At 61.1% G+C, this 23,087-nt stretch carries 25 protein-coding genes and 1 pseudogene; 14 read left to right on the top strand and 12 right to left on the bottom strand.

All coding sequences use genetic code 11. The features are described 5' to 3' along the window. Positions 1–9 precede the first annotated feature (9 nt). Positions 10–1,056 (bottom strand): LacI family DNA-binding transcriptional regulator, encoded by a 1,047-nt coding sequence (locus tag AC25BC_RS07680; RefSeq protein ID WP_128439658.1) that lies wholly within the window; start codon positions 1,054–1,056, stop codon positions 10–12. A gap of 591 nt (positions 1,057–1,647) precedes the next feature. On the opposite strand from AC25BC_RS07680, the gene AC25BC_RS07675 reads away from it, so the two are divergent. Continuing rightward, positions 1,648–3,183: a sensor histidine kinase gene (locus AC25BC_RS07675; protein WP_128439663.1), complete on the top strand. Its 1,536-nt coding sequence runs from the start codon at positions 1,648–1,650 to the stop codon at positions 3,181–3,183. Between the two features lie 63 nt (positions 3,184–3,246). Next, the gene (locus AC25BC_RS07670; protein ID WP_012757044.1) at positions 3,247–3,864 is read left to right on the top strand and encodes a carboxymuconolactone decarboxylase family protein; all 618 of its coding nucleotides are present in this window, start codon (positions 3,247–3,249) and stop codon (positions 3,862–3,864) included. Between the two features lie 40 nt (positions 3,865–3,904). Here the strand turns inward: AC25BC_RS07670 and AC25BC_RS07665 are convergent, their stop codons facing one another. Further along, positions 3,905–4,879 (bottom strand): alpha/beta hydrolase, encoded by a 975-nt coding sequence (locus tag AC25BC_RS07665; protein ID WP_171815715.1) that lies wholly within the window; start codon positions 4,877–4,879, stop codon positions 3,905–3,907. Between the two features lie 466 nt (positions 4,880–5,345). On the opposite strand from AC25BC_RS07665, the gene AC25BC_RS07660 reads away from it, so the two are divergent. After that, positions 5,346–5,936 (top strand): nucleoside 2-deoxyribosyltransferase, encoded by a 591-nt coding sequence (locus tag AC25BC_RS07660; RefSeq protein WP_012757042.1) that lies wholly within the window; start codon positions 5,346–5,348, stop codon positions 5,934–5,936. On the opposite strand, the gene AC25BC_RS07655 is transcribed toward AC25BC_RS07660, so the two are convergent. Further along, complete coding sequence (locus AC25BC_RS07655; protein WP_128439657.1) at positions 5,911–6,798, bottom strand: LysR family transcriptional regulator; 888 nt, start codon at positions 6,796–6,798, stop codon at positions 5,911–5,913. The genes AC25BC_RS07660 and AC25BC_RS07655 overlap by 26 nt on opposite strands. 126 nt (positions 6,799–6,924) lie before the next feature. Between AC25BC_RS07655 and AC25BC_RS07650 the strand changes: the two genes are divergently transcribed. Together AC25BC_RS07650 and AC25BC_RS07645 are read left to right on the top strand one after the other, a co-directional pair. Next, complete coding sequence (locus AC25BC_RS07650; protein ID WP_012757040.1) at positions 6,925–7,776, top strand: oxidoreductase; 852 nt, start codon at positions 6,925–6,927, stop codon at positions 7,774–7,776. Positions 7,777–7,924: 148 nt separating this feature from the next. Further along, entirely contained in the window at positions 7,925–8,929 is a 1,005-nt protein-coding gene (locus AC25BC_RS07645) for a ketopantoate reductase family protein (RefSeq protein ID WP_012757039.1), read from the top strand. 41 nt (positions 8,930–8,970) lie between these two features. On the opposite strand, the gene AC25BC_RS07640 is transcribed toward AC25BC_RS07645, so the two are convergent. Continuing rightward, positions 8,971–9,918, bottom strand: coding sequence for an alpha/beta fold hydrolase (locus AC25BC_RS07640; protein WP_012757038.1), 948 nt, complete (start codon positions 9,916–9,918; stop codon positions 8,971–8,973). 196 nt (positions 9,919–10,114) lie between these two features. Between AC25BC_RS07640 and AC25BC_RS07635 the strand changes: the two genes are divergently transcribed. The 5 genes and pseudogenes from AC25BC_RS07635 (at position 10,115) to AC25BC_RS07615 (ending at position 12,160) form a co-directional block, all read left to right on the top strand. Then, positions 10,115–10,261 (top strand): hypothetical protein, encoded by a 147-nt coding sequence (locus AC25BC_RS07635; RefSeq protein ID WP_164902823.1) that lies wholly within the window; start codon positions 10,115–10,117, stop codon positions 10,259–10,261. Between the two features lie 8 nt (positions 10,262–10,269). Further along, positions 10,270–11,126: pseudogene (locus AC25BC_RS07630) on the top strand (dihydrodipicolinate synthase family protein). Between the two features lie 117 nt (positions 11,127–11,243). After that, complete coding sequence (locus tag AC25BC_RS07625; RefSeq protein ID WP_012757035.1) at positions 11,244–11,426, top strand: hypothetical protein; 183 nt, start codon at positions 11,244–11,246, stop codon at positions 11,424–11,426. Positions 11,427–11,452: 26 nt separating this feature from the next. After that, positions 11,453–11,716 carry a hypothetical protein gene (locus AC25BC_RS07620; RefSeq protein ID WP_012757034.1) on the top strand — a complete coding sequence of 88 codons (264 nt, stop codon included), beginning with the start codon at positions 11,453–11,455 and terminating at the stop codon, positions 11,714–11,716. A 132-nt stretch (positions 11,717–11,848) separates the two neighbouring features. Next, the gene (locus tag AC25BC_RS07615) at positions 11,849–12,160 is read left to right on the top strand and encodes a DUF1883 domain-containing protein (RefSeq protein WP_003547605.1); all 312 of its coding nucleotides are present in this window, start codon (positions 11,849–11,851) and stop codon (positions 12,158–12,160) included. 13 nt (positions 12,161–12,173) lie between these two features. Here the strand turns inward: AC25BC_RS07615 and AC25BC_RS07610 are convergent, their stop codons facing one another. Then, positions 12,174–13,490 carry a replication-associated recombination protein A gene (locus AC25BC_RS07610; RefSeq protein ID WP_012757032.1) on the bottom strand — a complete coding sequence of 439 codons (1,317 nt, stop codon included), beginning with the start codon at positions 13,488–13,490 and terminating at the stop codon, positions 12,174–12,176. Then, positions 13,487–14,890, bottom strand: a complete 1,404-nt coding sequence (locus tag AC25BC_RS07605) for a DegQ family serine endoprotease (protein WP_128439656.1) — start codon at positions 14,888–14,890, stop codon at positions 13,487–13,489. Before AC25BC_RS07605 ends, AC25BC_RS07610 begins: the two co-directional genes overlap by 4 nt. Positions 14,891–15,148: 258 nt before the next feature. Between AC25BC_RS07605 and AC25BC_RS07600 the strand changes: the two genes are divergently transcribed. Together AC25BC_RS07600 and AC25BC_RS07595 are read left to right on the top strand one after the other, a co-directional pair. Beyond that, positions 15,149–15,529: a YkvA family protein gene (locus tag AC25BC_RS07600; protein ID WP_128439655.1), complete on the top strand. Its 381-nt coding sequence runs from the start codon at positions 15,149–15,151 to the stop codon at positions 15,527–15,529. Between the two features lie 23 nt (positions 15,530–15,552). After that, positions 15,553–15,906: a lysozyme inhibitor LprI family protein gene (locus tag AC25BC_RS07595; RefSeq protein WP_012757029.1), complete on the top strand. Its 354-nt coding sequence runs from the start codon at positions 15,553–15,555 to the stop codon at positions 15,904–15,906. A gap of 170 nt (positions 15,907–16,076) precedes the next feature. Here AC25BC_RS07595 and ilvD read toward each other — a convergent pair whose 3' ends face one another. Continuing rightward, on the bottom strand, positions 16,077–17,915 hold the full coding sequence (gene ilvD / locus AC25BC_RS07590; RefSeq protein WP_012757027.1) for a dihydroxy-acid dehydratase: 1,839 nt from the start codon (positions 17,913–17,915) through the stop codon (positions 16,077–16,079). 335 nt (positions 17,916–18,250) lie between these two features. Here ilvD and msrP point away from each other — a divergent pair, with 335 nt between their 5' ends. Both msrP and msrQ read left to right on the top strand, forming a co-directional pair. Further along, on the top strand, positions 18,251–19,198 hold the full coding sequence (gene msrP, locus AC25BC_RS07585) for a protein-methionine-sulfoxide reductase catalytic subunit MsrP (protein ID WP_113546960.1): 948 nt from the start codon (positions 18,251–18,253) through the stop codon (positions 19,196–19,198). Further along, on the top strand, positions 19,198–19,866 hold the full coding sequence (gene msrQ / locus AC25BC_RS07580; RefSeq protein ID WP_012757025.1) for a protein-methionine-sulfoxide reductase heme-binding subunit MsrQ: 669 nt from the start codon (positions 19,198–19,200) through the stop codon (positions 19,864–19,866). Before msrP ends, msrQ begins: the two co-directional genes overlap by 1 nt. Here the strand turns inward: msrQ and AC25BC_RS07575 are convergent. The 5 genes from AC25BC_RS07575 to rpsM form a co-directional block, all read right to left on the bottom strand. Continuing rightward, complete coding sequence (locus AC25BC_RS07575; RefSeq protein WP_017993649.1) at positions 19,863–20,255, bottom strand: ribosomal maturation YjgA family protein; 393 nt, start codon at positions 20,253–20,255, stop codon at positions 19,863–19,865. The genes msrQ and AC25BC_RS07575 overlap by 4 nt on opposite strands. A 160-nt stretch (positions 20,256–20,415) precedes the next feature. Beyond that, a complete protein-coding gene (gene rplQ, locus AC25BC_RS07570; protein WP_003547581.1) occupies positions 20,416–20,838 on the bottom strand; it encodes a 50S ribosomal protein L17 in 423 nt (140 codons plus the stop codon). Between the two features lie 123 nt (positions 20,839–20,961). Beyond that, positions 20,962–21,972 carry a DNA-directed RNA polymerase subunit alpha gene (locus AC25BC_RS07565; protein ID WP_003547579.1) on the bottom strand — a complete coding sequence of 337 codons (1,011 nt, stop codon included), beginning with the start codon at positions 21,970–21,972 and terminating at the stop codon, positions 20,962–20,964. Between the two features lie 97 nt (positions 21,973–22,069). Beyond that, positions 22,070–22,459, bottom strand: coding sequence for a 30S ribosomal protein S11 (gene rpsK / locus AC25BC_RS07560; protein WP_003547577.1), 390 nt, complete (start codon positions 22,457–22,459; stop codon positions 22,070–22,072). 133 nt (positions 22,460–22,592) lie between these two features. Then, positions 22,593–22,961 (bottom strand): 30S ribosomal protein S13, encoded by a 369-nt coding sequence (rpsM, locus tag AC25BC_RS07555; RefSeq protein ID WP_003547573.1) that lies wholly within the window; start codon positions 22,959–22,961, stop codon positions 22,593–22,595. Between the last annotated feature and the right edge of the window lie 126 nt (positions 22,962–23,087).

Raw genomic sequence — 23,087 nt, 5'->3', positions numbered from 1 at the left:
GGGCCTTACTCAGGGTCCTGTTTTGATTTTTACGCTCTTGCGGGCGCCACAGCTCTCGCGAACAACCAGCCGAACGGCGGTTGTCACCGTCTCCGCCTCGGCCTTGCCCGCATTGATCTGCTTCAGAAGCAGCTGCGCGCCGCGGCGGCCAATGCCCTGCGGATCGACCGAGACCGTCGTGAGCGCGGGAACCGCCGCCTGAGCCTCGATGACGTCGTCGAAACCCACGACCGCGAAGTCCGAGCCGGGCTCCAGACGGCGCGCACGCAATCCGTCGCAAACACCGAAGGCGACGGCATCGTTGAAGCAGACGGCTGCCGTGGGTTTGTCGGCAAGACCGAGTGCCTTTCCGATCGCCTCCACCCCACCGGCTCGCGAAGGCGCAGACGAGATGACAAGTTCTTGGTGATAGTCGAGCCCGGCTGCCTCCATGCCGCTTCGGTAACCGGCAAGGCGGTCGTCGAAGACAGCGGTGTCGGGAAAGCCGCCGAGAAAAGCGATGCGCTTGTGACCGAGCTCCGCCAGGTGCTTGACCGCGGACCTCATGCCAGCCTGGTTGTCGGAGACGACGGACGAGACTTTGGCGCCAGGCAGGTTTCTGACGACGACCACCACCGGAATCCCCGCGGCGACAAGCGGCTTGAAGTCTGCGGCATCGGTAGCGCGCGCCGGCGACACGATGAGTCCCGAAATGCCATGTTCCCGCATCGATGCGACAACCTCGCGCTGCCTATCGATGCTCTCGCTGGTGTTCGACAGGAATTGCACGAACCCGGCCGACTGAACGACCATATCGACGCCGACTGCCAGCTCCGCGAAGAAGCTGTTCGTCAGGTCGTTGACGACGACCCCGATGATCCTCGACTTGGCACTGGCCTGCCGAAGATTGGCGGCGCCGCGATTGTAGACGTAGCCCAGCTCGCGCATCACCGTATTGACCTTGGTACGCGTCCCCTCATTGACCAGCGAGGAGCCCTGAAGCACCAGCGAAACCGTCGATTTCGAGACGCCTGCGGCTTTCGCAATGTCAATGACGGTTACCCGCGCCTTTGTCACATCTTCCTCCCGCGCCAACGATCGACCGATCGCTTTAAATATTTGGAACGTTCCAATTCTGTCAAGTGAAATTTATACGTGCCGTTATCCATTTGGAGCATATTCGGCAAATTTCCGCCTCCTCGATTGCCGGAATCTCATCATAAAAATTGGAACGATCTAAAAAATGACCCTGACTGAGAGGCGTATGTCGATATTTTTCGACCTGCAAAATCGTGCGTGGCGCACGACCGACCGATGCGTTGGCAGCAAAAATGTGGAAGATTCGGGCTCGCCCGGTACTTCCGTCGAAGCGATCTATGCGGCGCAATGGGCGGACATTCCGGCAAAAGCAGGAAGGGCTCCTATTCTGCGTTCATAGACGCTGCGACAAACCCAGTGGAGAACATGGAGACATGAAACTGCGCGCCGAGTTGACCGTTCTGGGGCTACGGCTTCTCCAAGTATTCGCCGACATGGTCGGAGAGGATCGTCCCTTGTTTCTCGATGCGCACTCGAACATCCCTCGATTCGATAGACATTAGCGAAACTTTATCGTTTGTGACGAATGCTACGAATACGTGCAACGCGCCAGATCTGAAGCAGGGCCGGATGATGTCACACTCGTTTGAATCCATTCTGGAGAGCCTGCCTCAGGGCATTGTTCTGCTTGATCCTGCCGGTACCGTGACGGCATTCAATTCACGCACGCTTGATATTCTCGGTCTTCCGCAAGGCGCCATTCGCAAAGGCATGAATATCCACGGATTGCCGGGCGCTGCAGACTGCCGTTCAGTGGCATCCCGGCGGTCGACGGCCGGTGGACCGCCGACGTCTCAGTTTGCCCTTTCCGACGGAGGAATGGTGTCACTGACCTGCGCCCCATCGCGGGATGGAGGCTGGATCCTCAGTTACGAAGACATCTCGACTCTCATTCGTGTCGAAGACAGGCTGACCGAACAACATCGCCGGTTCGACGCAGCGCTCAGCAACATGCCGCATGGGCTGTGCATGTTCGATTCGACCAAGAACCTGATATTGTGCAACGCCTCCTACGCGCGGATGTACAATCTGCCGGACCTGCTAACGCAACCGGGGACACCACTTGTGGATATCCTCGCCTATCGCAGCCGAGAGGGAAATGGCCCGGCCGATACCGCCGCCTATTTTGACGTGGTCTTTGAAGCGACAGCACGCGGTGCGCCGGCCAGCCAAAATATCGTTTTGGCAGATGGACGCGTTATCAAGATCACCCACAATCCGATGCAAACGGGTGGATACGTGGCCACGCATGAGGACGTGACAAAGACCGTGCGGCTTGCCGAAGAGCTGCGCCGGCATCACGATCAGCTCGAAGCGACGGTTAAGAGCCGCACGGCGGAAGTCGAGCGGCAGGCGCGAGAACTCGAGCGAATGCTGGCGCAGGAGCGGAACATCAACGAGCTGCAGCGGCAATTCGTTGCGATGGCATCCCATGAATTCAGGACCCCACTTGCAATCATCGACGCTGCTGCCCAGCGGCTGCTGCGAAAAAGGGGGGCGGTCGAGCCCGAATTTCTCAGCGACAAGGTCGATCAAATCCGCGCATCGGTGACCCGGATTGTCGATCTCATGGAGAGCATCCTGTCAGCCGGACGCCTTGATACCGGCAAGATCGACATCAGCTACGACGCATGCGCATTGAGATCATTGATAAAAACCTGTTGCGAGCGGCAGTCGACGATCGCAAAGTCGCACAGGCTTGTGTTGGATATCGATGGGCTGCCGGAGTTCATCGACGCCGATCCCCGCACTTTGGCGCAGGTCTTTACCAACCTGCTTTCCAATGCCGTCAAGTACGCGCCCGGAACCTCCGAAATTCGCGTCACGGCATGGGCAGAAACGGGGAACGTCAAAGTTTCGATCAGCGATGATGGGGTGGGGATCGATGCCGAAGACGTGCCCCGGCTGTTCCAGCGTTATTTTCGTGCCCGGACGTCGACCGGGATTGCCGGAACCGGTATCGGCCTCAACCTGGTTAAGCAGATCGTCGAACTGCATAACGGCTCGATAGAGGTTCGAAGCGCAAGAGGATGCGGATCGACGTTTATCGTAACCCTTCCCATCAAGAGAAGTGGTAACGCTTCCGCGACCAATGACGCTGCCTGATATTTCAGGATTGCTGTCCTGAATATCTACCCTATCCTTCTCACAATAGAGGAGGATCATGCCATGGCTTTCATTCACACCCCCAATGCATCCGCCAGCGAGAAGACGACGTCGATGTATGCGTCGGCCGAGGCGAACTATGGTTATCTGCCGAACATGTATCGGGCCTTCGGCCATCGGCCGGAGGTGATGGAGAGCTGGGCAGCGCTGCTTTCGAGCATTCGCGGCCATATGAGCTTGCGGCGCTACGAGCTGGTGACGCTGGCGGCGGCCAAGGAGCTCAAATCCTCCTATTGCATGCTGGCGCACGGCTCAGTGCTGCTGCGCGAGGGTTTCACCAGCGACGGGCTGACGGCTGTTGTCAACGAGACGGACAAGGCGCCGATCGATGCCGGCGAACGCGCGATCATGGCCTTTGCCGCCAAGGTGGCGCGCGATGCGACGTCGGTGACCCAGCAGGACATCGACGGGCTGAAGAAACACGGGCTGAGCGACGCCGATGTCTTCGACGTCACGGCTGCTGCAGCGGCCCGGTGTTTCTTCTCGAAAATGTTGGATGCGCTGGGTGCTGCACCCGACCATGCCTACATCGAGCGGCTGGAGCCGAATGTGCGAAAGACGCTCAGCGTCGGCCGAGAGGTCGAGCGGCCTCTGGCGCCGTCACCGTCTCGCGCGCAATGATGCGATGACGGAGGCGCCAGGACGCCTAGTCCTGCAGCCCCTATTCCTGCGGTTTGTCCGCAAAATGCCGGATCGCAAATTCGGCGATATTCTGGCTCGACCGATCGGCATCGTCGAGCAGCGAGGGAAACAGCTGCCACTGATGCGGCATGCCGGGCCATACCTCGGTGGTGACGTCCACGCCCGCCACGCGCGCCTTGTCGGCGAGCCGCAGCGTATCGTCCAGCAGGACTTCGCCGGAGCCGACCTGCAGCAACAGCGGCGGAAAGCCGGCCATGTCGGCGTAGAGCGGCGATGCCTGGGGATCGGTCAGAGACCGGCTGCGGAGATAGGTCTTGCGCAAGGTCTCGATCCAGTCCTTGCCGACCAGCGGATCGCTTCCGGCGTTTGATGTCATGGAGTCACCCGTCGCGGCAAGATCGGTGATGGGGCTGAGCGCAATCACAGCCGCCGGCAACGGCTTTGCCGCCTGCATCTGCCGCAGCACCGTCTCGATCGCGATATTGCCGCCGGCGCCGTCTCCGGCCACGATGACATTCTCGCTCCGATAGCCGTTGTCGAGAAGCCAGCGATAGGCCGTCAGCGCGTCGTTGATCTGCGCGGGATAGGCATATTCGGGCATCAGTCGATAATCAATGAGAAGAATGTCGCTGGATGCGGCTTTGGCGAGCGAGCCGGCAAGCAGGCTATGCGTGCGGATCGAGCCGCTGGAAAAGCCGCCGCCATGAATATAGAGGATCACCCTTTGGCCGATCGGATGATGAAGACGAGCGGGCCACATCAGCTCGGCATCGACGCCGTCGGCATCGACCTGCCGAACCTGGATGCGCGTCGGCCCCGGCATCGTCTCCATCAGCGTCCTGAAGGCTGTCCGCCGCTGCTGCAGGCTATCGGCGCCGGCAAAGTGATCTTTCCAGAGGCCGACAAGTTTTTCGACCTGTTCGCGCGAGGCCGAGCTTTGCGGCCCAATGTCCCGCCCGACCGCCGCCGAGGCGAGCAGCATCAGCGCAGCCAACGCGGGGAACAGACGTTTGAGCCGCTTTGGGGCTCTTCGAATACCAACTGGCAAAATCCGACCGTTCATCAACCTCTCCCGACGATACTGGCCATGCGGCATCTTTGGCCGGTTCGTCCACCGGAGTCAAAAGGGTGACAGGCTCGAACCCCAAGCTTTTTCACTCCACGAACATCGCCGCACCCGTCCGGGCCTGGGTGCGGTCGATGGCCGCCTTGAGGGCCGTCCACATCAAGCGGCGACTCGATGACGGAGATAGGGCGGATCCTCTGGACGTCCCTCCACTCTGCCTGGAATGAAAGTTGGCAGTTGCCCGTTCACTGTGGATTCATCAGACTGCTCTTAAAAAATTGAACAATGCCTGCCTGCACGGCTTGCCATTTGCCGCGCTTCCGTCGGAAATGGACGACGTGCCTGGCTGTCCCCTATCCCGGCGCCTCGTCTTGCTTGTGAGTGAAGGATACCGATGACCACCATTTACCTTGCCGGCCCGGAAGTCTTTCTTCCGGATGCCATGCCCATCATGGCCGAGAAACGCCGATTGGCGCGCCAGTTCGGCTTCGAGCCGACCGGTCCCGGCAGCGACGAAAACCAGACGCCGGTGAAGCGGACGGCCGCAGAGATCTATGCACGCAACGACGATGCCATGCGTCGAGCCGAGATCTGCCTTGCCAACATCACTCCCTTTCGAGGCGTCAGCGCTGATCCGGGTACGGTCTATGAGATCGGCTTTATGATTGCGCTGGGAAAAGCGGTCTTCGCCTATACCAATCACCCCGACGACTACGGTCTGCGTGTTCGCTCGATCTGGTATGCGGGGCTCGATATCGATGAGACGAGCGGGCGCCCACGCGGACCGGATGGCATTGCGATCGAAAATCACGGGATGGCCGACAACCTGATGATCGACGGAGGGGTCGAGGCGACGGGAGGCAAGGTGTTCCGTGCGGCCGCGCTCCCGGCGGATCCCGCCCGCGACCTTACGGTTTACTTCGAGGCGCTTCAGACCATCGCCGGCATGCTGGCCTCTTTTACTCCGCCTTCATCGCGTCGATGAACGCCCTGAAGCCCGCCGACATGTGGCGGCGGCTCGGATAGTAGAGATAGAGCGGTTCCTCCGGCTGGCACCAGTCGTCCAGCACCTGGATCAACTCGCCGCTGGCGATCGCCTTCTCCACGCGCGGCTCCCAGACATAGGCAAGGCCGACGCCGCCGAGCGCTGCCTGCATCATCAGGTCGTGATCGTCGAGCGACAGCGGTCCGGTCGGCTGAAAGCTCACCGCCTGGCCGTCCTTCTCGAATTCCCAGGCGTAACGCGCGCCTGAAGGAAACATGTTCTGGATGCAGAGATGGCGCTTGAGTTCGTGCGGTGTCGCCAGTTTCGGCCGGGTCTCGAAATAGGCGGGCGAGCCGACGACGACCAAGCGGATGCGCGGCTTGATACGCAACGCGATCATGCCCTCGGTGACGCGTTCGCCGAAGCGGATGCCGGCATCGAAGCCCTCTTCGACGATATCGACCAGCCTGTCCGTGGCGTTGATCTCCAGCTGCAAATTGGGATTCTTTTTGAGCAACGGGCCGATGACACGACCGATGACGAAGGGGCCGATCGAGTTCGGAACGTTGATCCGCACCTTGCCGAATGGCGTGTCGCGGTAGCGGTTCAGCGCATCCAGCGCCGCAGCCATTTCGCCGAAGGCCGGGTCGAGATGCGAGATCAACAGTTCGCCGGCCTCGGTCAGCGAAACGCTGCGCGTCGTGCGGTTGAGCAGGCGGATGCCGATCCGATCTTCGAGATTGAGCACGGCGTGGCTGACCGCGGAGGCGGTGACACCCCTCTCCTCGCCCGCCTTGCGGAAGCTTTTGTGCCGGGCGACGGCCGCGAAGGCAGCGAGTTCGGAAAGTTCGGTGGCGCGCATTCCTGAATGTCACTCATCATAGTTTCAAGAATAACAAATCTTATACAGCAACGGATTTTCGGTCAAATTCAACCGGTCAGCGCAGAGATGCGACGCCAACCAAATAGCTCTCGAAAGGAATTCGTCATGAAAGTATGGTTCATCACTGGTGCATCCCGCGGCTTCGGCGCGCTGATGACCAAGGAAGCCCTTGCGTCAGGCGATGCCGTTATCGCCACTGCCCGCAACCCGAAGACCATCACCGAGCAGTTCGGCGAGCATCCGAACCTGCTGGCCGTTGCCCTCGACGTCACCAACGAGGCGCAGGCCAAGGAGGCAGCGGCTGCCGGCATCGCCCGCTTCGGCCGTATCGACGTCCTCGCCAACAATGCCGGCTACGGCCTGCTCGGCGCTGTCGAGGAAGCCACCGCCGAAGAGGTCGAAAAGCTCTATGCCACAAATGTCTTCGGCCTCTTGAAAGTGACGCGCGCCGTGCTGCCCTATATGCGCCGCCAGCGTTCCGGCCATGTCCTTAACTTCTCATCGATCGGCGGTTACTTCGGCTATCCCGGCTGGGGCGTCTACGGCTCGACGAAGTTCGCCGTCGAAGGCCTCTCGGAATCGATGGCCGCCGAACTCGAACCTTTCGGCATCAAGGTGACGATCGTCGAGCCCGGCTTCTTCCGCACCGACTTCCTCGCCGACACGTCGCTGGCGATCAGCCCGGCCTCCATCGCCGATTACGAAGGCACGCCGGCCGGCAACATGCGCAGTTTCGCCGCCGACGCCAACCATGCCCAGCCCGGCAATCCCGCCAGGCTCGCCACCGGCATCATGACGATGGTCAACTCGGCCGATCCGCCGCTAAGGATGCCGTTCGGCAGCGACACGGTGGCCGTCATCGAGCAGCAGCATGCCAGCGTCGAAAAGGAACTTGCCGCCTGGCGCGAACTCGCGCTGTCCACGGATTTTCCAAGCGATGCAACGGCCTTGGCCTGAAAGGCACTGCCCGCCGCATCCCAGATCTCGGGATGCGGCGGCAGCGCCGCTGTGACCGCAGGAAAGCGCATGATGCGGCAAATTAGCATTCGCCTCACACCTGGAATGACCTAGATCTAGGTTCGATCACCACCATGAAGAGGCGAGCATGTCCATCAAGTCCATCTGCATCTATGGCGCTGGCGCACTCGGCGGCGCTATCGCCGCCAAGCTTGCAAGCCAAGCCGGAAACAACACCATCATCTCCGTCGTTGCGCGTGGAGCCCATCTCGACGCCATCCGCGACAACGGTCTCAGCCTGCGCGAAGCCGATTCGGAAAGGCCGCTCAATGTTCGCCTTACCGCGACCGACGATCCCGGGACATTGCCGCCGCAGGATCTCGTCATCACCGGCCTAAAGGGGCATCAGCTGGCACCCGCTGCCGAAGGCATTGCAGCCCTCCTCAAGGAGGGCACCCGCGTCATCATGATCCTCAACGGCATTCCGTGGTGGTATTTTCACCGCGATACCCAGAGCCGGCATGCCGAACTGCAGTTCGATGAGCTCGATCCCGGCGGCAGGCTCTGGCGGCTGATCGGGCCGGAGCGCGTCATCGGCTGCGTCGCTTATCAGGGTGCCGAGGTGATCAACCCCGGCGAGATCCAGCTTGCCAACAACGGCCGCTTCGTGCTCGGCGAGCCCTCCGGCGAAATCTCGCCCGATCTCGAGGCAATCGCCGCGCTGCTGACCGGCGCCGGCCTCAGCATTACGACGACGCCTGATATTCGCGGCGAGATCTGGAGCAAGTTGATGGGTAATGCCGCCTTCAACCCGATCAGCGCGCTGACCAGGGCGCTGATGACCGACATCATGGCGGATCCCGCCCTTTCGGCTACGGTCGGCAAGGTGATGAGTGAGGTCCGCGCCGTAGGCGAGGCCTTGGGCGCGCGGTTCAGCATGACCGTCGAGCAGCGGTTGGAACAATCGCGCCATATCGGCGGCGTGCGCACATCGATGCTGCAGGATCTGATCGGCGGCAAGGCGCTCGAAATCACGCCGCTGGTCGGCATGGTGGTGGCGCTCGGACGCCTGGGCGCCGTGCCGACGCCGGTGTCGGAAACGATCCTGGCGCTGGTGACGCAATTGGATCGGGAAAACCAGCGCGGCGGCTGATTGCGGAGGAAGGGCGGCCGGGAAAACCCGGCCGTCTTCGCTTACTTTCCGACCTGCTCGGCCCAGTTCGGCGCCTTGCCGCCACCATCGAGGAAGGTCATCGCCATAGTCGCCATGAGGGGCGAGGCGAAGGTCTCGTAGTGGGTGAGATCGGGCAGGATCGCCAGCCGGTTCTTCGACATGTTTTCCCGCATCCAGCCCGCATCGCGCAGACCGCCGCCGAGCTTGTGGTAGAAGTCGATCATATGCTCGGGCCGGATCATGTCGGCATCGCCATAGATCAGCATGACCGGCATGGTGAGCTTGTCGACGGCATCGCTATAGTCGATGGGTTCGCGCATCAGCGCGCCCATGGCGTCGAGCAGCTTCGGAAATTCCGAAACGTCAGGCGCCACCGCCTTGTAGGAGAGGAACATCGGCGTGTCCTTCATCATGTCGGCCATACCGGCGCCGACGGCCGCCTGCTGCGGCAGCATCTCCGGGAAGAAGCCGTTCTGCGCATAGGGTGCCGAGAGGATCACTAGCCGGCGCACCTGGTCGGGAGCGTTCGCCGCCATGTTCAACGCCACCCCGCCGCCAAAGGAATAGCCGAAGACATCGAGCTTGTCGTAACCGAGCTGCTTCACCAGGATTGCCAGATCGGCGCCGATGGCCGGAAGCTCGATCGGCCGCTTGCCGAGGGGCGTGCGGCCATGGCCCTGCAGATCGACGGCGATCACCTGCCGGTGGTCGGTGAAAACAGGCATGACCGGCGCGAACATCTCGATCTGCCCGAGGCCGCCGTGAAGGAGCAGCAGCGGCTCGCCCTCACCGCGAATCTCGTAATAATAATCGATGCCGTTGACCGGCAGACTTCCCTTCCTGACAATCGGCGCTGCAGCCTTCTTCTCCTCGATAACAGGCGTGCTGCTGTCGGCGCCTGATATATCGGGCGCGGCCAGGAATGCGGCAGCGGTTGCGATCATCGAAATCAGCGTCATCTTCGACATGTCCTTGCTCCCATGTTTGCGTCGATACCGCAAGGACGGCGGCGCTCATGTCTTTCCGACACCGCACTTCGAAATTTCTCGCATTGGTCTTTATGTCATTCCTATATTTTCGCGCCTCGCTCCGAATGGATTTCCTATCGCAAGCGGCATTAGCCTTTCGTCATCACTGCAAAGGTCAAATGCCATGCGAGATGTCATGTCTTCCGGTTTTCAGTTCCCTCGTCCACACAGGATCACCCGCGGCAGTAAGCAGATGCGCGAGAAGCGCACCGCCCAGGCGCTGATCGTCTTCGGCGTGGTGCTCGCCTGCGTCGAGCTCTACATCGTTTTCGGCGCGCTCTGAGATCCGCCATGGAAACGGCGAGAATGCCGCGCCTTGGCGGCGCGATCACCGCTCTTGTCACACCGTTTCGCCATCGCGGCCTCGACAGGCCGGCGTTTCGGGCGCTTGCAGAATGGCAGATCCTCAGCGGCGTCGACGGGCTTGCTGTCTGCTCCGTGTCAGGGGAAGGCCCGACGCTTTCGCCGCAGGAGCGCGCTGAGGTGATCGACCTCAGCATCCAATCGGCCGCCGGCCGCGTGCCCGTCGTCGCCGCCACCGGCACCAACTCCACCGAAAGCACGATCGCGCTCACCCGAGAGGCGGAAGCGCTCGGCGCCGCCGCCGCACTCGTCACCGTGCCCTATTATTCCAAGCCCGGGCAGAAAGGCATCATCCACCACTTCGAACAGGTGGCAGCGGCGAGCCGACTGCCTGTCATCGTCGACCACGCGCCGGCGCAGACGGCGAGCGATCTTTCGACGGAAACGCTCGGCAGGCTGGCCGCCATCCCCGGGGATTGTCGGCATTCGCGACGCGACGGGCGACATCGCTCGCTTCGCCGGCCTTTCGCCGATCCTGCGACAGCGCTTCCGCTTCTTTTCCGGCCATGACCCTTCCGCGCTCGCCTTCACCATCGCTGGCGGCGACGGCGCGATCTCGCCGGGCGCCAACGTTCCGCCAAGGCTCTTCACCTCGATGCAGCAGGCAGCACGGGCCGGAGGGCGATCCGTCGAGGATCAAATACGCGCTCCGGCTGATGCGCGGCCTGGAGGCCGAGCTTCGCCTTCCGCTTGTCGCTGCCGAGCCGGAGGTGCGTTTGGCCATCGGCAAGGCGCTTGCGCCCTTCCTTGACGAAAACAGCGCGGGGATGGCGTTATCCCTATGAGATTTTTATATTTTCGTTTTCGCCGCCAAATGGAAACCCTATCCACCGGAGCTTATTTTTGAAGCGTGACACCGCCGCTCGATCAAGCGGCGGTTGAGACTTCGAAAGGACAAACCGATGTCACGCCTGACTGAACCGAGTGCCGAGAGCGATCCGCTGCAACGCGGCCACATCAGCACACTCGCCGCCGATCCCTCCCATTCGATACTCTCCGGCCTTGTCGCGATTGCACCCCGCCTTGCGATGACGCTGGCCTTTGCTGGCCTGGTCCAGATGATGTTCGACCTCATCTCCCGTTGAAGCATCAGGACCGAAGGATCACCACAATGGCAAACGCACAGCAACGCCGCAGCCTTCCCGCTGCAGCACTTTCGCCTTCCGCCCGCTTCACCGTCGGCCGCAACAGAAGCGGCCGCTGGATCGTCCACGACCGCGACGGCCTCGTCGGCGGGCTCTTCATCAATGAAGCGGCCGCCCTCCATTTCGCAGCTGGGGAATGCAACTGCCTCTCCGCCGATATCCACAGGGCGGCCGCAGGCATGGTGCTCGAACTCGCGCCCTTTGCGCGCGGCACGGCGAATATCCACTAAATCTTGCCGTACTCCCGCTGTTTTCATGCAGCGGGAGTACGAAGACATGAGCTGAACGGCCGATTTCCAACTTTTCCTTAACCCACATTCTGGTAAAATCCTGGCGCAGAGACTTCAGACGCCGCGAGACCGATGCCGAAACCGAATTTCCGCTTCACCCATTACGATCTCAAGGAACAACGCGCCGGAACGATCATCGAGGTGTCGTTGAATGCGGTGAACAATGTCCGCCTGATGACGGCCCCGAATTTTCAGCGGTTTACTGAGGTTCTCGATTTCAAATATATCGGCGGCGTGGCACGCAAATCGCCGATCAAGATCGCCGTTCCGGAAAGCGGTCACTGGCATGTCATCGTCGATATGGAAGGTCATCACGGGCTTGCGGAATCGTCCGTCAAGGTGATCGCCGCGCCGGCAAATCAGAAGACGCCGCGCGCCTCCTGAGGTTCGCCGGGCTTCAGCGCGGATTACGCTCTTTGCGAAGCTTCGCCCACCATTCCAGCCGCTTGCGGATATCGCGCTCGAAGCCGCGTTCCGGCGGATCATAGAAGATCTGGCGTCCCATCTTCTCCGGGAAATAATCCTGGCCGGAAAAGGCATCCGGCTCGTCGTGGTCGTAGCGATAGCCGTCGCCGTAACCCTCACCCTTCATCAGCTTGGTCGGCGCGTTGAGGATGTGCTTCGGCGGTAGCAACGAGCCGTTCTGCTTGGCGGCCTGGCTTGCCGCCTTGAAGGCGGTGTAGACGGCATTCGATTTCGGGGCGGTGGCGAGATAGACGCAGGCCTGGGCAAGCGCCAGTTCGCCTTCCGGCGAGCCGAGATACTCATAGGCATCCTTGGCGGCATTGCAGATCACCAGTGCCTGCGGATCGGCAAGACCGATATCCTCCACAGCCATGCGCACCAGCCGCCGGCCGAGATAGAGCGGGTCCTCGCCGGCATCGAACATGCGGGCGAGATAATAGAGCGCGGCATCGGGATCCGAGCCGCGTACGGATTTATGCAGTGCCGAGATCAGATTGTAGTGGCCATCCTGCGCCTTATCGTAGACCGGGGCACGGCGCTGGACGATGCGCGTCAGGCCTTCGGTATCGAAGCTCTCGCCTTCGCGCGCCGCGCGCCAGACTTCTTCGGCGAGCGTCAGCACGGCGCGGCCATCGCCGTCGGCCATGCGGATCAGGCTCACGCGGGCATCCTCCGTCAGCGGCAGCGGCTTCTGCTCGATCGTCTCGGCACGCTTCAGCAGTTCCTCAAGGCTTTCCTCGTCATGCGACTTGAAGGTGAGCACGCGGGCACGTGACAGCAGAGCGGCGTTGAGCTCGAAGGATGGGTTCTCGGTGGTGGCGCCGACGAGGATGACGGTGCCATCCTCCATGACGGGCAGGAAACTGTCCTGCTGGGCGCGGTTGAAACGATGGATCTCATCGACGAAGAGCAGCGTCTGACGGCCGTCCATACGCCGCAAACGGGCTGTCTCGAATACCTTCTTCAGATCGGCGACGCCGGAAAAGATCGCCGATATCTGCTCGAAGGCCAGGCCCGCCTCGCCCGACAGCAGCCGTGCGACCGTCGTCTTGCCGGTGCCGGGCGGACCCCAGAAGATCATCGAGCCGAGCGAGCCGCTTTCGATCATTCTTTTCAGCACGCCGTCCTCACCGGTCAGGTGTTCCTGACCGGTGACATCGGCAAGCGTCTTCGGCCGCAGCCGGTCGGCAAGCGGCCGCCTGGCGGCGACCTCCTCCGGAACGCGCGGCGCGAAGAGATCGTTGCTCATCGGAAAAATTGCCGGATGCGCTGGCCGTCACGCTCGATCTCGACCCGCCAGAGGCCGGGGTCACTATCGGCGATCTCGGACAGTTCGCTGGTCGTCTTCACATCGGTGCCGTTGATCGAGACGATGATATCCTTCTGTTCGAAACCGAGACGGGCTGCAGGCGAATCCTCCTTCACCTCGGATACGACGACGCCTGCCGATTCCGGCGGCATGCGCAGCTCGTCGGCGACCCGGGGCGACAGGTTCTCGACGACAGCACCGGTGAACGGCGTGTGCCCGCCGATCGTGCGCTGGTCGCGCGGCGAGGTTTCCGGGGCACGGGCGAGCGTCAGCGGCAGTTGCTCCTCGCGGCCGTTCTCAATGACGGTGAGCTTGACCGAATTGCCGAGACCGGCCGTCGTCAGCCGGTAGAGCAGCGCATCCGGGTGCTCGACGGAAATTCCATCGACGGCGGTGACGATTCCGCCGGCCTTCAGCCCGGCCTTGGCCGCCGGCCCACCTTCCGAAACCTTGACGACGAGCGCGCCGCGGGCCTTGTTCAGCCCCAGCGCCTCAGCCACTTCCGAGGTCACGGCATCGAAGCTTGCGCCGACATAAGGCCGCTCGAAGGATTTGACGCCGGCATCGGCCGACGCGAGGAAGACCTTGACCAGATTGGCAGGGATGGCGAAACCAATGCCGTTCGATCCGCCGCCGCGCGAGAAGATCGCCGTGTTGATGCCGATCAGCTCGCCCTTCATATTCATCAAGGCGCCGCCGGAATTGCCCGGATTGATCGAAGCATCGGTCTGGATGAAGAAACCGAACTCGTTCTTGATCACCTGGTTGCGGGCAAGCGCCGAGACGATACCGCTCGTCACCGTCTGGCCGACACCGAAGGGATTGCCGATTGCCAGCACGAGATCACCGACCTCGACCGTATCGGAATTGCCGATCGGCAATGTCGGAAAGCTTTCCTTGGTGTCGATCTTCAGCACGGCAAGATCGACACGGTCGTCGCGCAGCACCACCTTGCAGGGGAATTCGCGGCCGTCCGAGAGCGCCACCTTGATATCGTCGGCGCCCTCGATGACGTGATTGTTGGTCACGACAGTGCCGTTCGCCTCGACGATGACGCCGGAGCCGAGCGAAGACTGCTTCTCCGAACGGTTCGGCATCTGCTGGCCGAAAAATTGCTCGAAGAAAGGGTCGCCAGCAAAGGGCGACTGCCGCTGGACGGTCTTTTCCGCATAAACGTTGACGACGGCGCCTGACGTCTGTTTGACGAGCGGCGCGAAGGAGAGCTGCATCTGCATCTGGCTCTCGGGTACGGTCTTTGCCGTCTGCGCATGGGCCGCAGCCGTCAGAACGAGCATGAGAGCGAATAGCGAGACGGAGGCGCGCTTGAACAGGCCTTGCATGGGTATCCCTTGTGAATCCTCTTGAGGAACGTTTTAGAGCATGATGCCGAAAAGCGTGAGCGGTTTTCGGACGACATCATGCTCTAACTATTTAATTGCGAACAGGATTCAGATTTTAGGCCGAACCGGCCTAAAACCATCCTGTTCTGCGGCCCGACGCTAGAAAGGAAAGAGGGCGGAAGCATGGAAGAACAAGGCGAGAGGGCGTCTTAGGAACCGGTTGAACTCCATTATGAATTTGATTCAGGAAGATTGGCCATGCAACTGATATCAAAAGCCAAAAACTGGGCGAAGTCACTGAAGCGTGACATCGTCGCCCTATGGCTTGCCGCCCGCGATTCCCGCGTGCCGTGGCATGCCAAAGCGGTGGCCGGCGCCGTTGCAGCCTATGCGCTGTCGCCCATCGATCTCATCCCCGATTTCATCCCCGTCCTCGGCTATCTCGACGACCTCCTTATCGTGCCGCTCGGCATCGTGCTGGCGATCCGGCTCGTGCCAGTAGAGGTGATGAACGAGCTTCGTACGGAGGCGACAAGGCGCATTGAGCGTCCCTCCAGCTGGGTCGGACTGATCTTCATCCTTGCCGTCTGGCTCATGTGCATCATCTTCCTGGCTCTGGCACTGCGGAAGCTAGCCTGACCGGCAGCAATAGGAACATATGAATGATCACGACAAGAACGACGACAGCGGCCCTCGGCTTTGCGATCCTGCTCATTGCATCGAACCTGGCACAGGCAGCAAGCTTCGATTGCGATGCGAAAGAATTGAAGCCGGATGAAAAAGCGATCTGCGACAACCGCGCACTCAACGATGCCGACGTGAAGATGGTGACGACTTTCGATTTGCTCTCGGGCCTTCTGGCCATGGGTTCGCGCGGAACATTGCAGGACGAACAGACGGCCTGGCTGAAAAAGCGGCAGGAATGCGGAGCTGATGCGGCGTGTATCAAGGCTGCCTATGACGAGCGGCTGAAGCAGTTCGGCGAGACCTATAAAAACATCAACCGGCCGCTCTAGAACAGGATGATTTTAGGCCGGGTCGGCCTAAAATCTGAATCCTGTTCTACATTATAGAGTGAGAGCATGATGTCGTCCGAAAACCGCTCACACTTTTCGGCATCATGCTCTGAATCGACCGGTTGGAAGAGCTGCTAACTTTTCATCAACGGCTCGTAAGCTGAGGCTGCTCAGCGGGCGTTCAGATCGCGCACGGCACCGCGGTCCGCACTCGTTGCGAAGGCCGCGTAGGCCTTCAGCGCGGTCGTGACATTGCGCTTGCGGACTTCGACCGGGTACCAGCCCTTGGCGTCCTGCTCGGCGCGGCGGGCGGCGAGTTCAGTCTCGCTGACACGCAGGCTGATCGTGCGGTTGGGGATGTCGATGTCGATCATGTCGCCTTCGCGCACCAGGCCGATCGTGCCGCCATTTGCCGCTTCCGGCGAGGCGTGGCCGATCGAGAGGCCGGAAGTGCCGCCGGAGAAGCGGCCGTCGGTGATGAGCGCGCAGGCCTTGCCGAGGCCCTTCGACTTCAGATAGCTCGTCGGATAGAGCATTTCCTGCATGCCCGGGCCGCCCTTCGGACCTTCGTAGCGGATGACGACGACGTCGCCGGCCTTCACCTCGTTGGCAAGGATCGCCTTGACCGACGAATCCTGGCTTTCGAAGACGCGGGCGGGGCCGGAGAACTTCAGGATCGATTCATCGACGCCAGCGGTCTTGACGATGCAGCCGTCAATCGCAAGGTTGCCCTTGAGCACGGCAAGGCCGCCATCCTTGGAGAAGGGATGCTCGACCGAGCGGATGACGCCGTTCTCGCGATCGGTGTCGAGATCGTCCCAACGGGCTTCCTGGCTGAAGGCGACCTGGGTCGGGATGCCGCCGGGTGCGGCACGATAGAAGTTGCGCACGGTTTCGCTGTTCGTGCGGGTGATATCCCAGCGATCGATCGCATCGCCCAGCGTCTCGGCATGGACCGTCGGGCAATCGCGGTTCAAGAGACCACCCTTGTCGAGTTCGCCGAGGATCGACATGATGCCGCCGGCGCGGTGGACGTCTTCCATATGCACGTCACTCTTGGCGGGTGCGACCTTCGACAGGCACGGCACGCGGCGCGACAGCGCGTCGATATCGGCCATATTGAAATCGATCTCGCCTTCATGGGCGGCGGCAAGAATGTGCAGGACCGTATTGGTGGAACCGCCCATGGCGATATCGAGCGTCATGGCATTCTCGAAGGCCTGCTTGGAGGCAATGGTGCGCGGCAGCGCCTTGACGTCATCCTGCTCGTAATAACGGCGGGCGAGATCGACAATCAGATGACCGGCCTCGACGAAGAGGCGCTTGCGGTCGAGATGGGTGGCAAGCGTCGAGCCGTTGCCGGGCAGCGACAGGCCGAGGGCTTCCGTCAGGCAATTCATCGAATTGGCGGTGAACATGCCGGAGCAGGAACCACAGGTCGGACAGGCCGAGCGTTCGATGGTCTGGACGTCCTCGTCGCTGATCTTGTCATCGGCTGCGGCGACCATGGCATCGACCAGGTCGAGCGCATGCGTCTTGCCGTGCAGCACGACCTTGCCGGCTTCCATCGGACCGCCCGAGACGAAGACGGTCGGGATATTGAGACGCAGCGACGCCATCAGCATGCCGGGGGTGATCTTGTCGCAATTGGAGATGCAGACCATGGCGTCGGCGCAATGAGCATTGACCATATATTCGACGCTGTCGGCGATGAGCTCACGCGAGGGCAGCGAATAAAGCATGCCGTCATGGCCCATGGCGATGCCGTCATCTACGGCGATCGTGTTGAATTCCTTGGCGACACCGCCGGCCGCCTCGATCTCGCGGGCAACGAGCTGGCCAAGGTCCTTCAGGTGCACGTGGCCGGGCACGAACTGGGTGAAGGAATTCACCACCGCGATGATCGGCTTGCCGAAATCCGAATCCTTCATGCCCGTGGCGCGCCAAAGGCCGCGGGCGCCCGCCATGTTGCGGCCATGGGTCGTGGTTCTGGAACGGTAAACTGGCATCGGTGTCTTCCTCAACGTGTCGGAATTATCAGGCGAAGCCGGGCGACATGGAGCCTGCGGGCCGGGCAAACGCCGCTTTTTGGAATTGTCCTAATCCAATCGACGGGGGCTGTCACTACCGGGAAGCCCAAATCCGGTACGCCGGGGAGAAGCGCCATGAGGCCCATCGATCATATACGGTTCGACGCGACGTTTTGTTACAGCCTATTCCATCACGACCGAACACAAAAAATTGGCTTCCCGTCAGCAATATTCAAGGCTTAGACACTAATCTAGACATGCCGGCGGTTCGTTTAAGGGCTATATTTCAGGATATCCGCCGAGGAGGTTTCGACATGCCAAGCTATCGCCCACCGAAGATCGCGTCATCGGAGATTACGCCGCGCCAGATCTATGTGCGCCGTCGTGAATTCCTCGGTGCGGCAGCGCTTGGCGCCATGGCGCTCTACAGCGCCGGCAAGGCGAGTGCTGCGGCTCTCTCCGCCGTTGAGAGCAAGTACAAGGTCGACGAGAAGGCGACGCCGATCAAGGACGTCACGACCTACAATAATTTCTATGAGTTCGGCCTCGACAAGGGCGATCCCGCAGCTCTTTCTAGCGATTTCAAGCCGCTGCCGTGGACGATCAAGGTTGACGGCATGGTCAAAAAGCCAGGCACCTTCGACCTCGAGGCGTTGATGAAGGAATTCCCGATCGAGGAGCGCACCTACCGGATGCGCTGCGTCGAGGCCTGGTCGATGGTCATCCCCTGGGACGGCTTTCCGCTGGCATCGCTGCTCGACAAGGTGGAGCCACTCGGCAGCGCCAAATACGTCGCCTTCGAAACCGTGGTGCGGCCGGAGGAGATGCCTGGGCAGAAAGGTTTCTTTCAGTCGCTCGACTGGCCCTATGTCGAGGGTCTGCGCCTCGATGAGGCGCGCCATCCGCTGGCGCTGCTGGCCGTCGGGCTCTATGGCGAAACGCTGCCGAACCAGAACGGCGCACCGATCCGCCTCGTCGTGCCGTGGAAATACGGCTTCAAGGGCATCAAGTCGATCGTCAGGATCACACTCACCGACCAGCAGCCGAAGAATACCTGGCAGGTCACCAATCCGCAGGAATACGGCTTCTACGCCAACGTCAATCCAGCGGTCGACCATCCCCGCTGGAGCCAGGCGAGCGAACGGCGCATCGGCGAAAGCGGCTTCTTCGGCGCCGGCCGCCACCCCACCCTGCCCTTCAACGGCTATGCCGACGAGGTGGCAAGCCTTTATGCCGGCATGGACCTGAAGGCGAATTTCTGATGGCGGAACTGTCGCTCGCCATCCCGAAGCGCTGGCAACCCGCCTCCGTCTGGCTGCTTTATGTCGTCGGGCTCGTGCCTGCGGCCTGGACTTTCTATCTCGGAGCGACCGATCAGCTCGGCGCCGATCCAGTCAAGACCTTCGAGCTCTTCCTCGGCATCTGGACGATCCGTTTCCTAATCCTGACCCTTGCCGTTTCCCCTGCCCGTGAGCTCTTCGGCTGGAACTATCTGCGCTATCGCCGCGCGCTTGGCCTGCTGACTTTCTACTACGCGCTGATGCATTTCACCGTCTACATGGTGCTTGACCAGGCGATGGATATTTCCGCCGTCATCAACGACGTGCTGAAGCGCCCCTTCATCATGTTCGGCATGGCCGGGCTTGCGATGCTCATTCCGCTGGCGCTGACATCCAACAATCTCTCGATCCGCCGCCTCGGCAAGAACTGGATCTGGCTACATCGCCTCGTCTATATCATCGCCGCCTGCGGGGCGCTGCACTTCGCGCTCTCGACCAAGATCCTCGACCTCGAGCAATATATCTATGTCGGGCTGATCATCGCGCTCATCCTCTACCGCTCCTACCGGCCGATCGCACGCAACAGGCAGAAGGGCAAAGGGCGGACGCGCAATCGCGCAGTGGCGTCTGTTCGTGAGACGGCAGGTTAGCGGCGAGGAGACAAGGCCGCCCGATGTGCGGGATCGAAGGCGCAAGCCGTGGCTATGCCGATTGCATAGGCCAGCATATTCCAAAGCGAAAATACCCGACCAAGCAGCAGGGCGCCTGCCGTGGTCAGCCGAAACGCATCGAGCCAGGGCGTGTGATAAAGCCGGAACAATTCCACCGAGATCGCTATGAAAAGCGCTGTAACAGCAATTGCTGCCGGCCGTGACCTTGCGACAAACAGCGCCACGAGCAGATAGACCATCGCTCCCCAGAGTGCCGATCCACCATATTTGACGACAATGAAGGGCAGATCGGCCGCATAGCCAAACCGTCTGAGCGCCAGCCCGAGCGCAATAACCGCAAGCAGGGCTATGAGACGGAGGAACTGCACTCGACGACGATTTTCAAAGACTTCGCCCAAATGAACCTGTCCTATCTGCACCTCAGCCGGTTGAACGGCTGATCTGAAAAGAAGCGCGGCGCTGTCGTGCACAAACAAAAACAGCCGGGCTTCGCAGCCCGGCTGTTCTGTTTCCGCCGGAGCGGAGGATTTAAGCGGCGACGGCCTGCTCTTCAGCAGCGACGCGGGCCTTGTCTGCAGCGCCCTTGGCATAGGCGTCGCGATCCACGAATTCGATCACGGCCATCGCGGCATTGTCGCCCTGGCGGAAGCCGGCCTTCATGATGCGCAGGTAGCCGCCGTTGCGGGTGGCGTAACGCGTTGCGATCGTGTCGAACAGCTTCGCGACGACAGCGGCATCGCGGATCTGCGAGATCGCCTGACGGCGAGCGTGCAGGTCGCCGCGCTTGCCGAGCGTGACGAGCTTCTCGACGATCGGACGGATTTCCTTGGCCTTCGGCAGGGTCGTGACGATCTGCTCGTGGGTAATCAGCGAAGCCGCCATGTTGGCGAACATCGCCTTGCGGTGGCTTGCAGTTCTATTCAGCTTGCGGCCGGCTTTACCATGGCGCATTGCTATTCTCCTTTAATGCAGGTGCCCTTACGCTAAGTGGGCCTGCCGTTTCCTGGCACATGCAGGCGATCGGCCTGCTGTTTGACGGGGAAAGGCAGCCGAAAGAGCCTGCCTTTTGTTTTTTCAGTATTGATCTTCGTAACGCTTGGCGAGATCTTCGATGTTCTCGGGCGGCCATGCCGGCACTTCCATGCCGAGGTGCAGGCCCATGGAAGCGAGAACTTCCTTGATTTCGTTCAGCGACTTGCGACCAAAATTCGGTGTGCGGAGCATTTCTGCTTCGGTCTTCTGAATGAGGTCGCCGATGTAGACGATGTTGTCGTTCTTCAGGCAGTTTGCCGAACGGACCGACAGCTCGAGTTCGTCCACCTTCTTCAGGAGAGCCGGGTTGAAAGCGAGTTCGGTGACTGCTTCCTCTTCGGTTTCCTTCTGCGGCTCGTCGAAGTTGACGAAGACGCCAAGCTGATCCTGGAGGATGCGCGCCGCAAAAGCGACGGCGTCTTCGCCGGTGATCGAGCCATCGGTTTCGATGGTCATGTTCAGCTTGTCGTAGTCGAGAACCTGTCCTTCGCGGGTATTTTCAACCTTGTAGGACACCTTCTTGACCGGCGAGTAGAGGCTGTCGACCGGGATGAGACCGATCGGAGCATCTTCCGCACGATTGCGTTCGGCCGGAACATAGCCCTTGCCGTTGTTGACGGTGAATTCCATGCGGATCTCGGCACCCTCGTCGAGCGTGCAGATGACATGCTCGGGGTTGAGGATTTCGATATCGCCGACCGTCTGAATGTCGCCAGCCGTGACAACGCCAGGGCCCTGCTTACGCACGACCATGCGCTTTGCATCGTCGCCATCCATCTTGATGGCGATTTCCTTGATGTTGAGCACGATGTCCGTGACGTCTTCGCGGACGCCCGGAATCGAGGAGAATTCATGCAGCACGCCATCGATCTGCACCGCCGTGACGGCAGCACCGCGCAGCGAGGAAAGCAGAACGCGGCGAAGCGCGTTGCCGAGGGTGAGGCCGAAGCCGCGCTCCAGCGGTTCGGCAACAAGCGTCGCCCTGGTGCGCGAGCTCGAGGAGAACTCCACCTTGTTCGGCTTGATCAGTTCCTGCCAGTTCTTCTGAATCATGAGTTTGCCTTCCGTTCGTTGCCACCATCCAATCGTGGCAACCGAGCTTGAAAACCACCGGGAGCGCGCAGGCGCTCACCGGTGACGAGAGCGATGATCAGACGCGGCGCTTCTTGCGCGGACGGCAGCCATTGTGCGGGATCGGGGTCACGTCGCGGATGGACGTGATCATGAAACCTGCAGCCTGGAGCGCGCGCAGAGCCGATTCACGACCCGAACCCGGACCGCAGACTTCGACTTCCAGCGACTTCATGCCGTGCTCCTGGGCCTTCTTGGCGCAGTCTTCGGCAGCGATCTGGGCAGCGAACGGGGTCGACTTGCGCGAGCCCTTGAAGCCCTTGGCGCCAGCCGACGACCAGGCGATCGCATTGCCCTGCGCATCGGTGATGGTGATCATCGTGTTGTTGAAGGTCGAGTTGACGTGAGCGACACCCGACGAGATATTCTTGCGCTCGCGACGGCGAACGCGGACGGCTTCCTTAGCCATGGTATTCCTTTCGTTGATCTCTTCACCGCCGTAATGCCAGCGGCTACACCGGAACGGCGCCTATATGGTCCCGCTCCAAACTCAAAAGAGGCCGGCGCAGACCGCCAGCCTCCCCACCCCGGTTTCCCGGAAATTACTTCTTCTTGCCAGCGATTGCCTTTGCCGGACCCTTGCGGGTGCGGGCATTGGTATGCGTGCGCTGACCGCGGACCGGAAGGCCGCGGCGATGACGCAGGCCGCGGTAGCAGCCGAGGTCCATCAGGCGCTTGATGTTCATCGCGGTATCGCGACGAAGATCGCCTTCGACCTGATAGTCGCGGTCGATAGCTTCACGGATCTGAAGGACTTCTGCGTCCGTCAGCTGATGCACACGGCGTTCAGCCGGGATACCGACCTTCTCGACGATTTCCTGTGCGAATTTCGAACCGATCCCGTGAATGTAGGTCAGCGCGATGACAACGCGCTTCGCAGTCGGGATGTTGACGCCAGCGATACGTGCCACGCCTATTCTCCTTGCATTCCAGTTGCCATCCGGCAAGTGGGCTTCGTTATGCGGTCTTGAGAACCGCCCGTTCAGATTTACGTCCGTAACATGTCAAAACGACCGCACCCGGACTTCCCTGGGAAA

It is taken from the genome of Rhizobium sp. WSM409 (assembly GCF_057653825.1).
This window is presented reverse-complemented; position numbering and strand designations above follow the sequence as displayed.

Bases quoted from the DNA above. Each gene is read 5' to 3' on its own strand.
- msrQ (WP_012757025.1), top strand. From the start codon at position 19,198: ATGGCGGAACTGTCGCTCGCCATCCCGAAGCGCTGGCAACCCGCCTCC.
- AC25BC_RS07620 (WP_012757034.1), top strand. From the start codon at position 11,453: ATGGCAAACGCACAGCAACGCCGCAGCCTTCCCGCTGCAGCACTTTCG.
- AC25BC_RS07595 (WP_012757029.1), top strand. From the start codon at position 15,553: ATGATCACGACAAGAACGACGACAGCGGCCCTCGGCTTTGCGATCCTG.
- rpsK (WP_003547577.1), bottom strand. From the start codon at position 22,459: ATGGCTAAGGAAGCCGTCCGCGTTCGCCGTCGCGAGCGCAAGAATATC.
- AC25BC_RS07635 (WP_164902823.1), top strand. From the start codon at position 10,115: ATGTCTTCCGGTTTTCAGTTCCCTCGTCCACACAGGATCACCCGCGGC.
- ilvD (WP_012757027.1), bottom strand. From the start codon at position 17,915: ATGCCAGTTTACCGTTCCAGAACCACGACCCATGGCCGCAACATGGCG.
- AC25BC_RS07660 (WP_012757042.1), top strand. From the start codon at position 5,346: ATGACCACCATTTACCTTGCCGGCCCGGAAGTCTTTCTTCCGGATGCC.
- AC25BC_RS07650 (WP_012757040.1), top strand. From the start codon at position 6,925: ATGAAAGTATGGTTCATCACTGGTGCATCCCGCGGCTTCGGCGCGCTG.
- AC25BC_RS07670 (WP_012757044.1), top strand. From the start codon at position 3,247: ATGGCTTTCATTCACACCCCCAATGCATCCGCCAGCGAGAAGACGACG.
- AC25BC_RS07625 (WP_012757035.1), top strand. From the start codon at position 11,244: ATGTCACGCCTGACTGAACCGAGTGCCGAGAGCGATCCGCTGCAACGC.
- AC25BC_RS07605 (WP_128439656.1), bottom strand. From the start codon at position 14,890: ATGCAAGGCCTGTTCAAGCGCGCCTCCGTCTCGCTATTCGCTCTCATG.
- AC25BC_RS07675 (WP_128439663.1), top strand. From the start codon at position 1,648: ATGATGTCACACTCGTTTGAATCCATTCTGGAGAGCCTGCCTCAGGGC.
- rplQ (WP_003547581.1), bottom strand. From the start codon at position 20,838: ATGCGCCATGGTAAAGCCGGCCGCAAGCTGAATAGAACTGCAAGCCAC.
- AC25BC_RS07615 (WP_003547605.1), top strand. From the start codon at position 11,849: ATGCCGAAACCGAATTTCCGCTTCACCCATTACGATCTCAAGGAACAA.
- AC25BC_RS07610 (WP_012757032.1), bottom strand. From the start codon at position 13,490: ATGAGCAACGATCTCTTCGCGCCGCGCGTTCCGGAGGAGGTCGCCGCC.
- msrP (WP_113546960.1), top strand. From the start codon at position 18,251: ATGCCAAGCTATCGCCCACCGAAGATCGCGTCATCGGAGATTACGCCG.
- AC25BC_RS07600 (WP_128439655.1), top strand. From the start codon at position 15,149: ATGCAACTGATATCAAAAGCCAAAAACTGGGCGAAGTCACTGAAGCGT.
- AC25BC_RS07565 (WP_003547579.1), bottom strand. From the start codon at position 21,972: ATGATTCAGAAGAACTGGCAGGAACTGATCAAGCCGAACAAGGTGGAG.
- AC25BC_RS07655 (WP_128439657.1), bottom strand. From the start codon at position 6,798: ATGCGCGCCACCGAACTTTCCGAACTCGCTGCCTTCGCGGCCGTCGCC.
- AC25BC_RS07640 (WP_012757038.1), bottom strand. From the start codon at position 9,918: ATGTCGAAGATGACGCTGATTTCGATGATCGCAACCGCTGCCGCATTC.
- AC25BC_RS07645 (WP_012757039.1), top strand. From the start codon at position 7,925: ATGTCCATCAAGTCCATCTGCATCTATGGCGCTGGCGCACTCGGCGGC.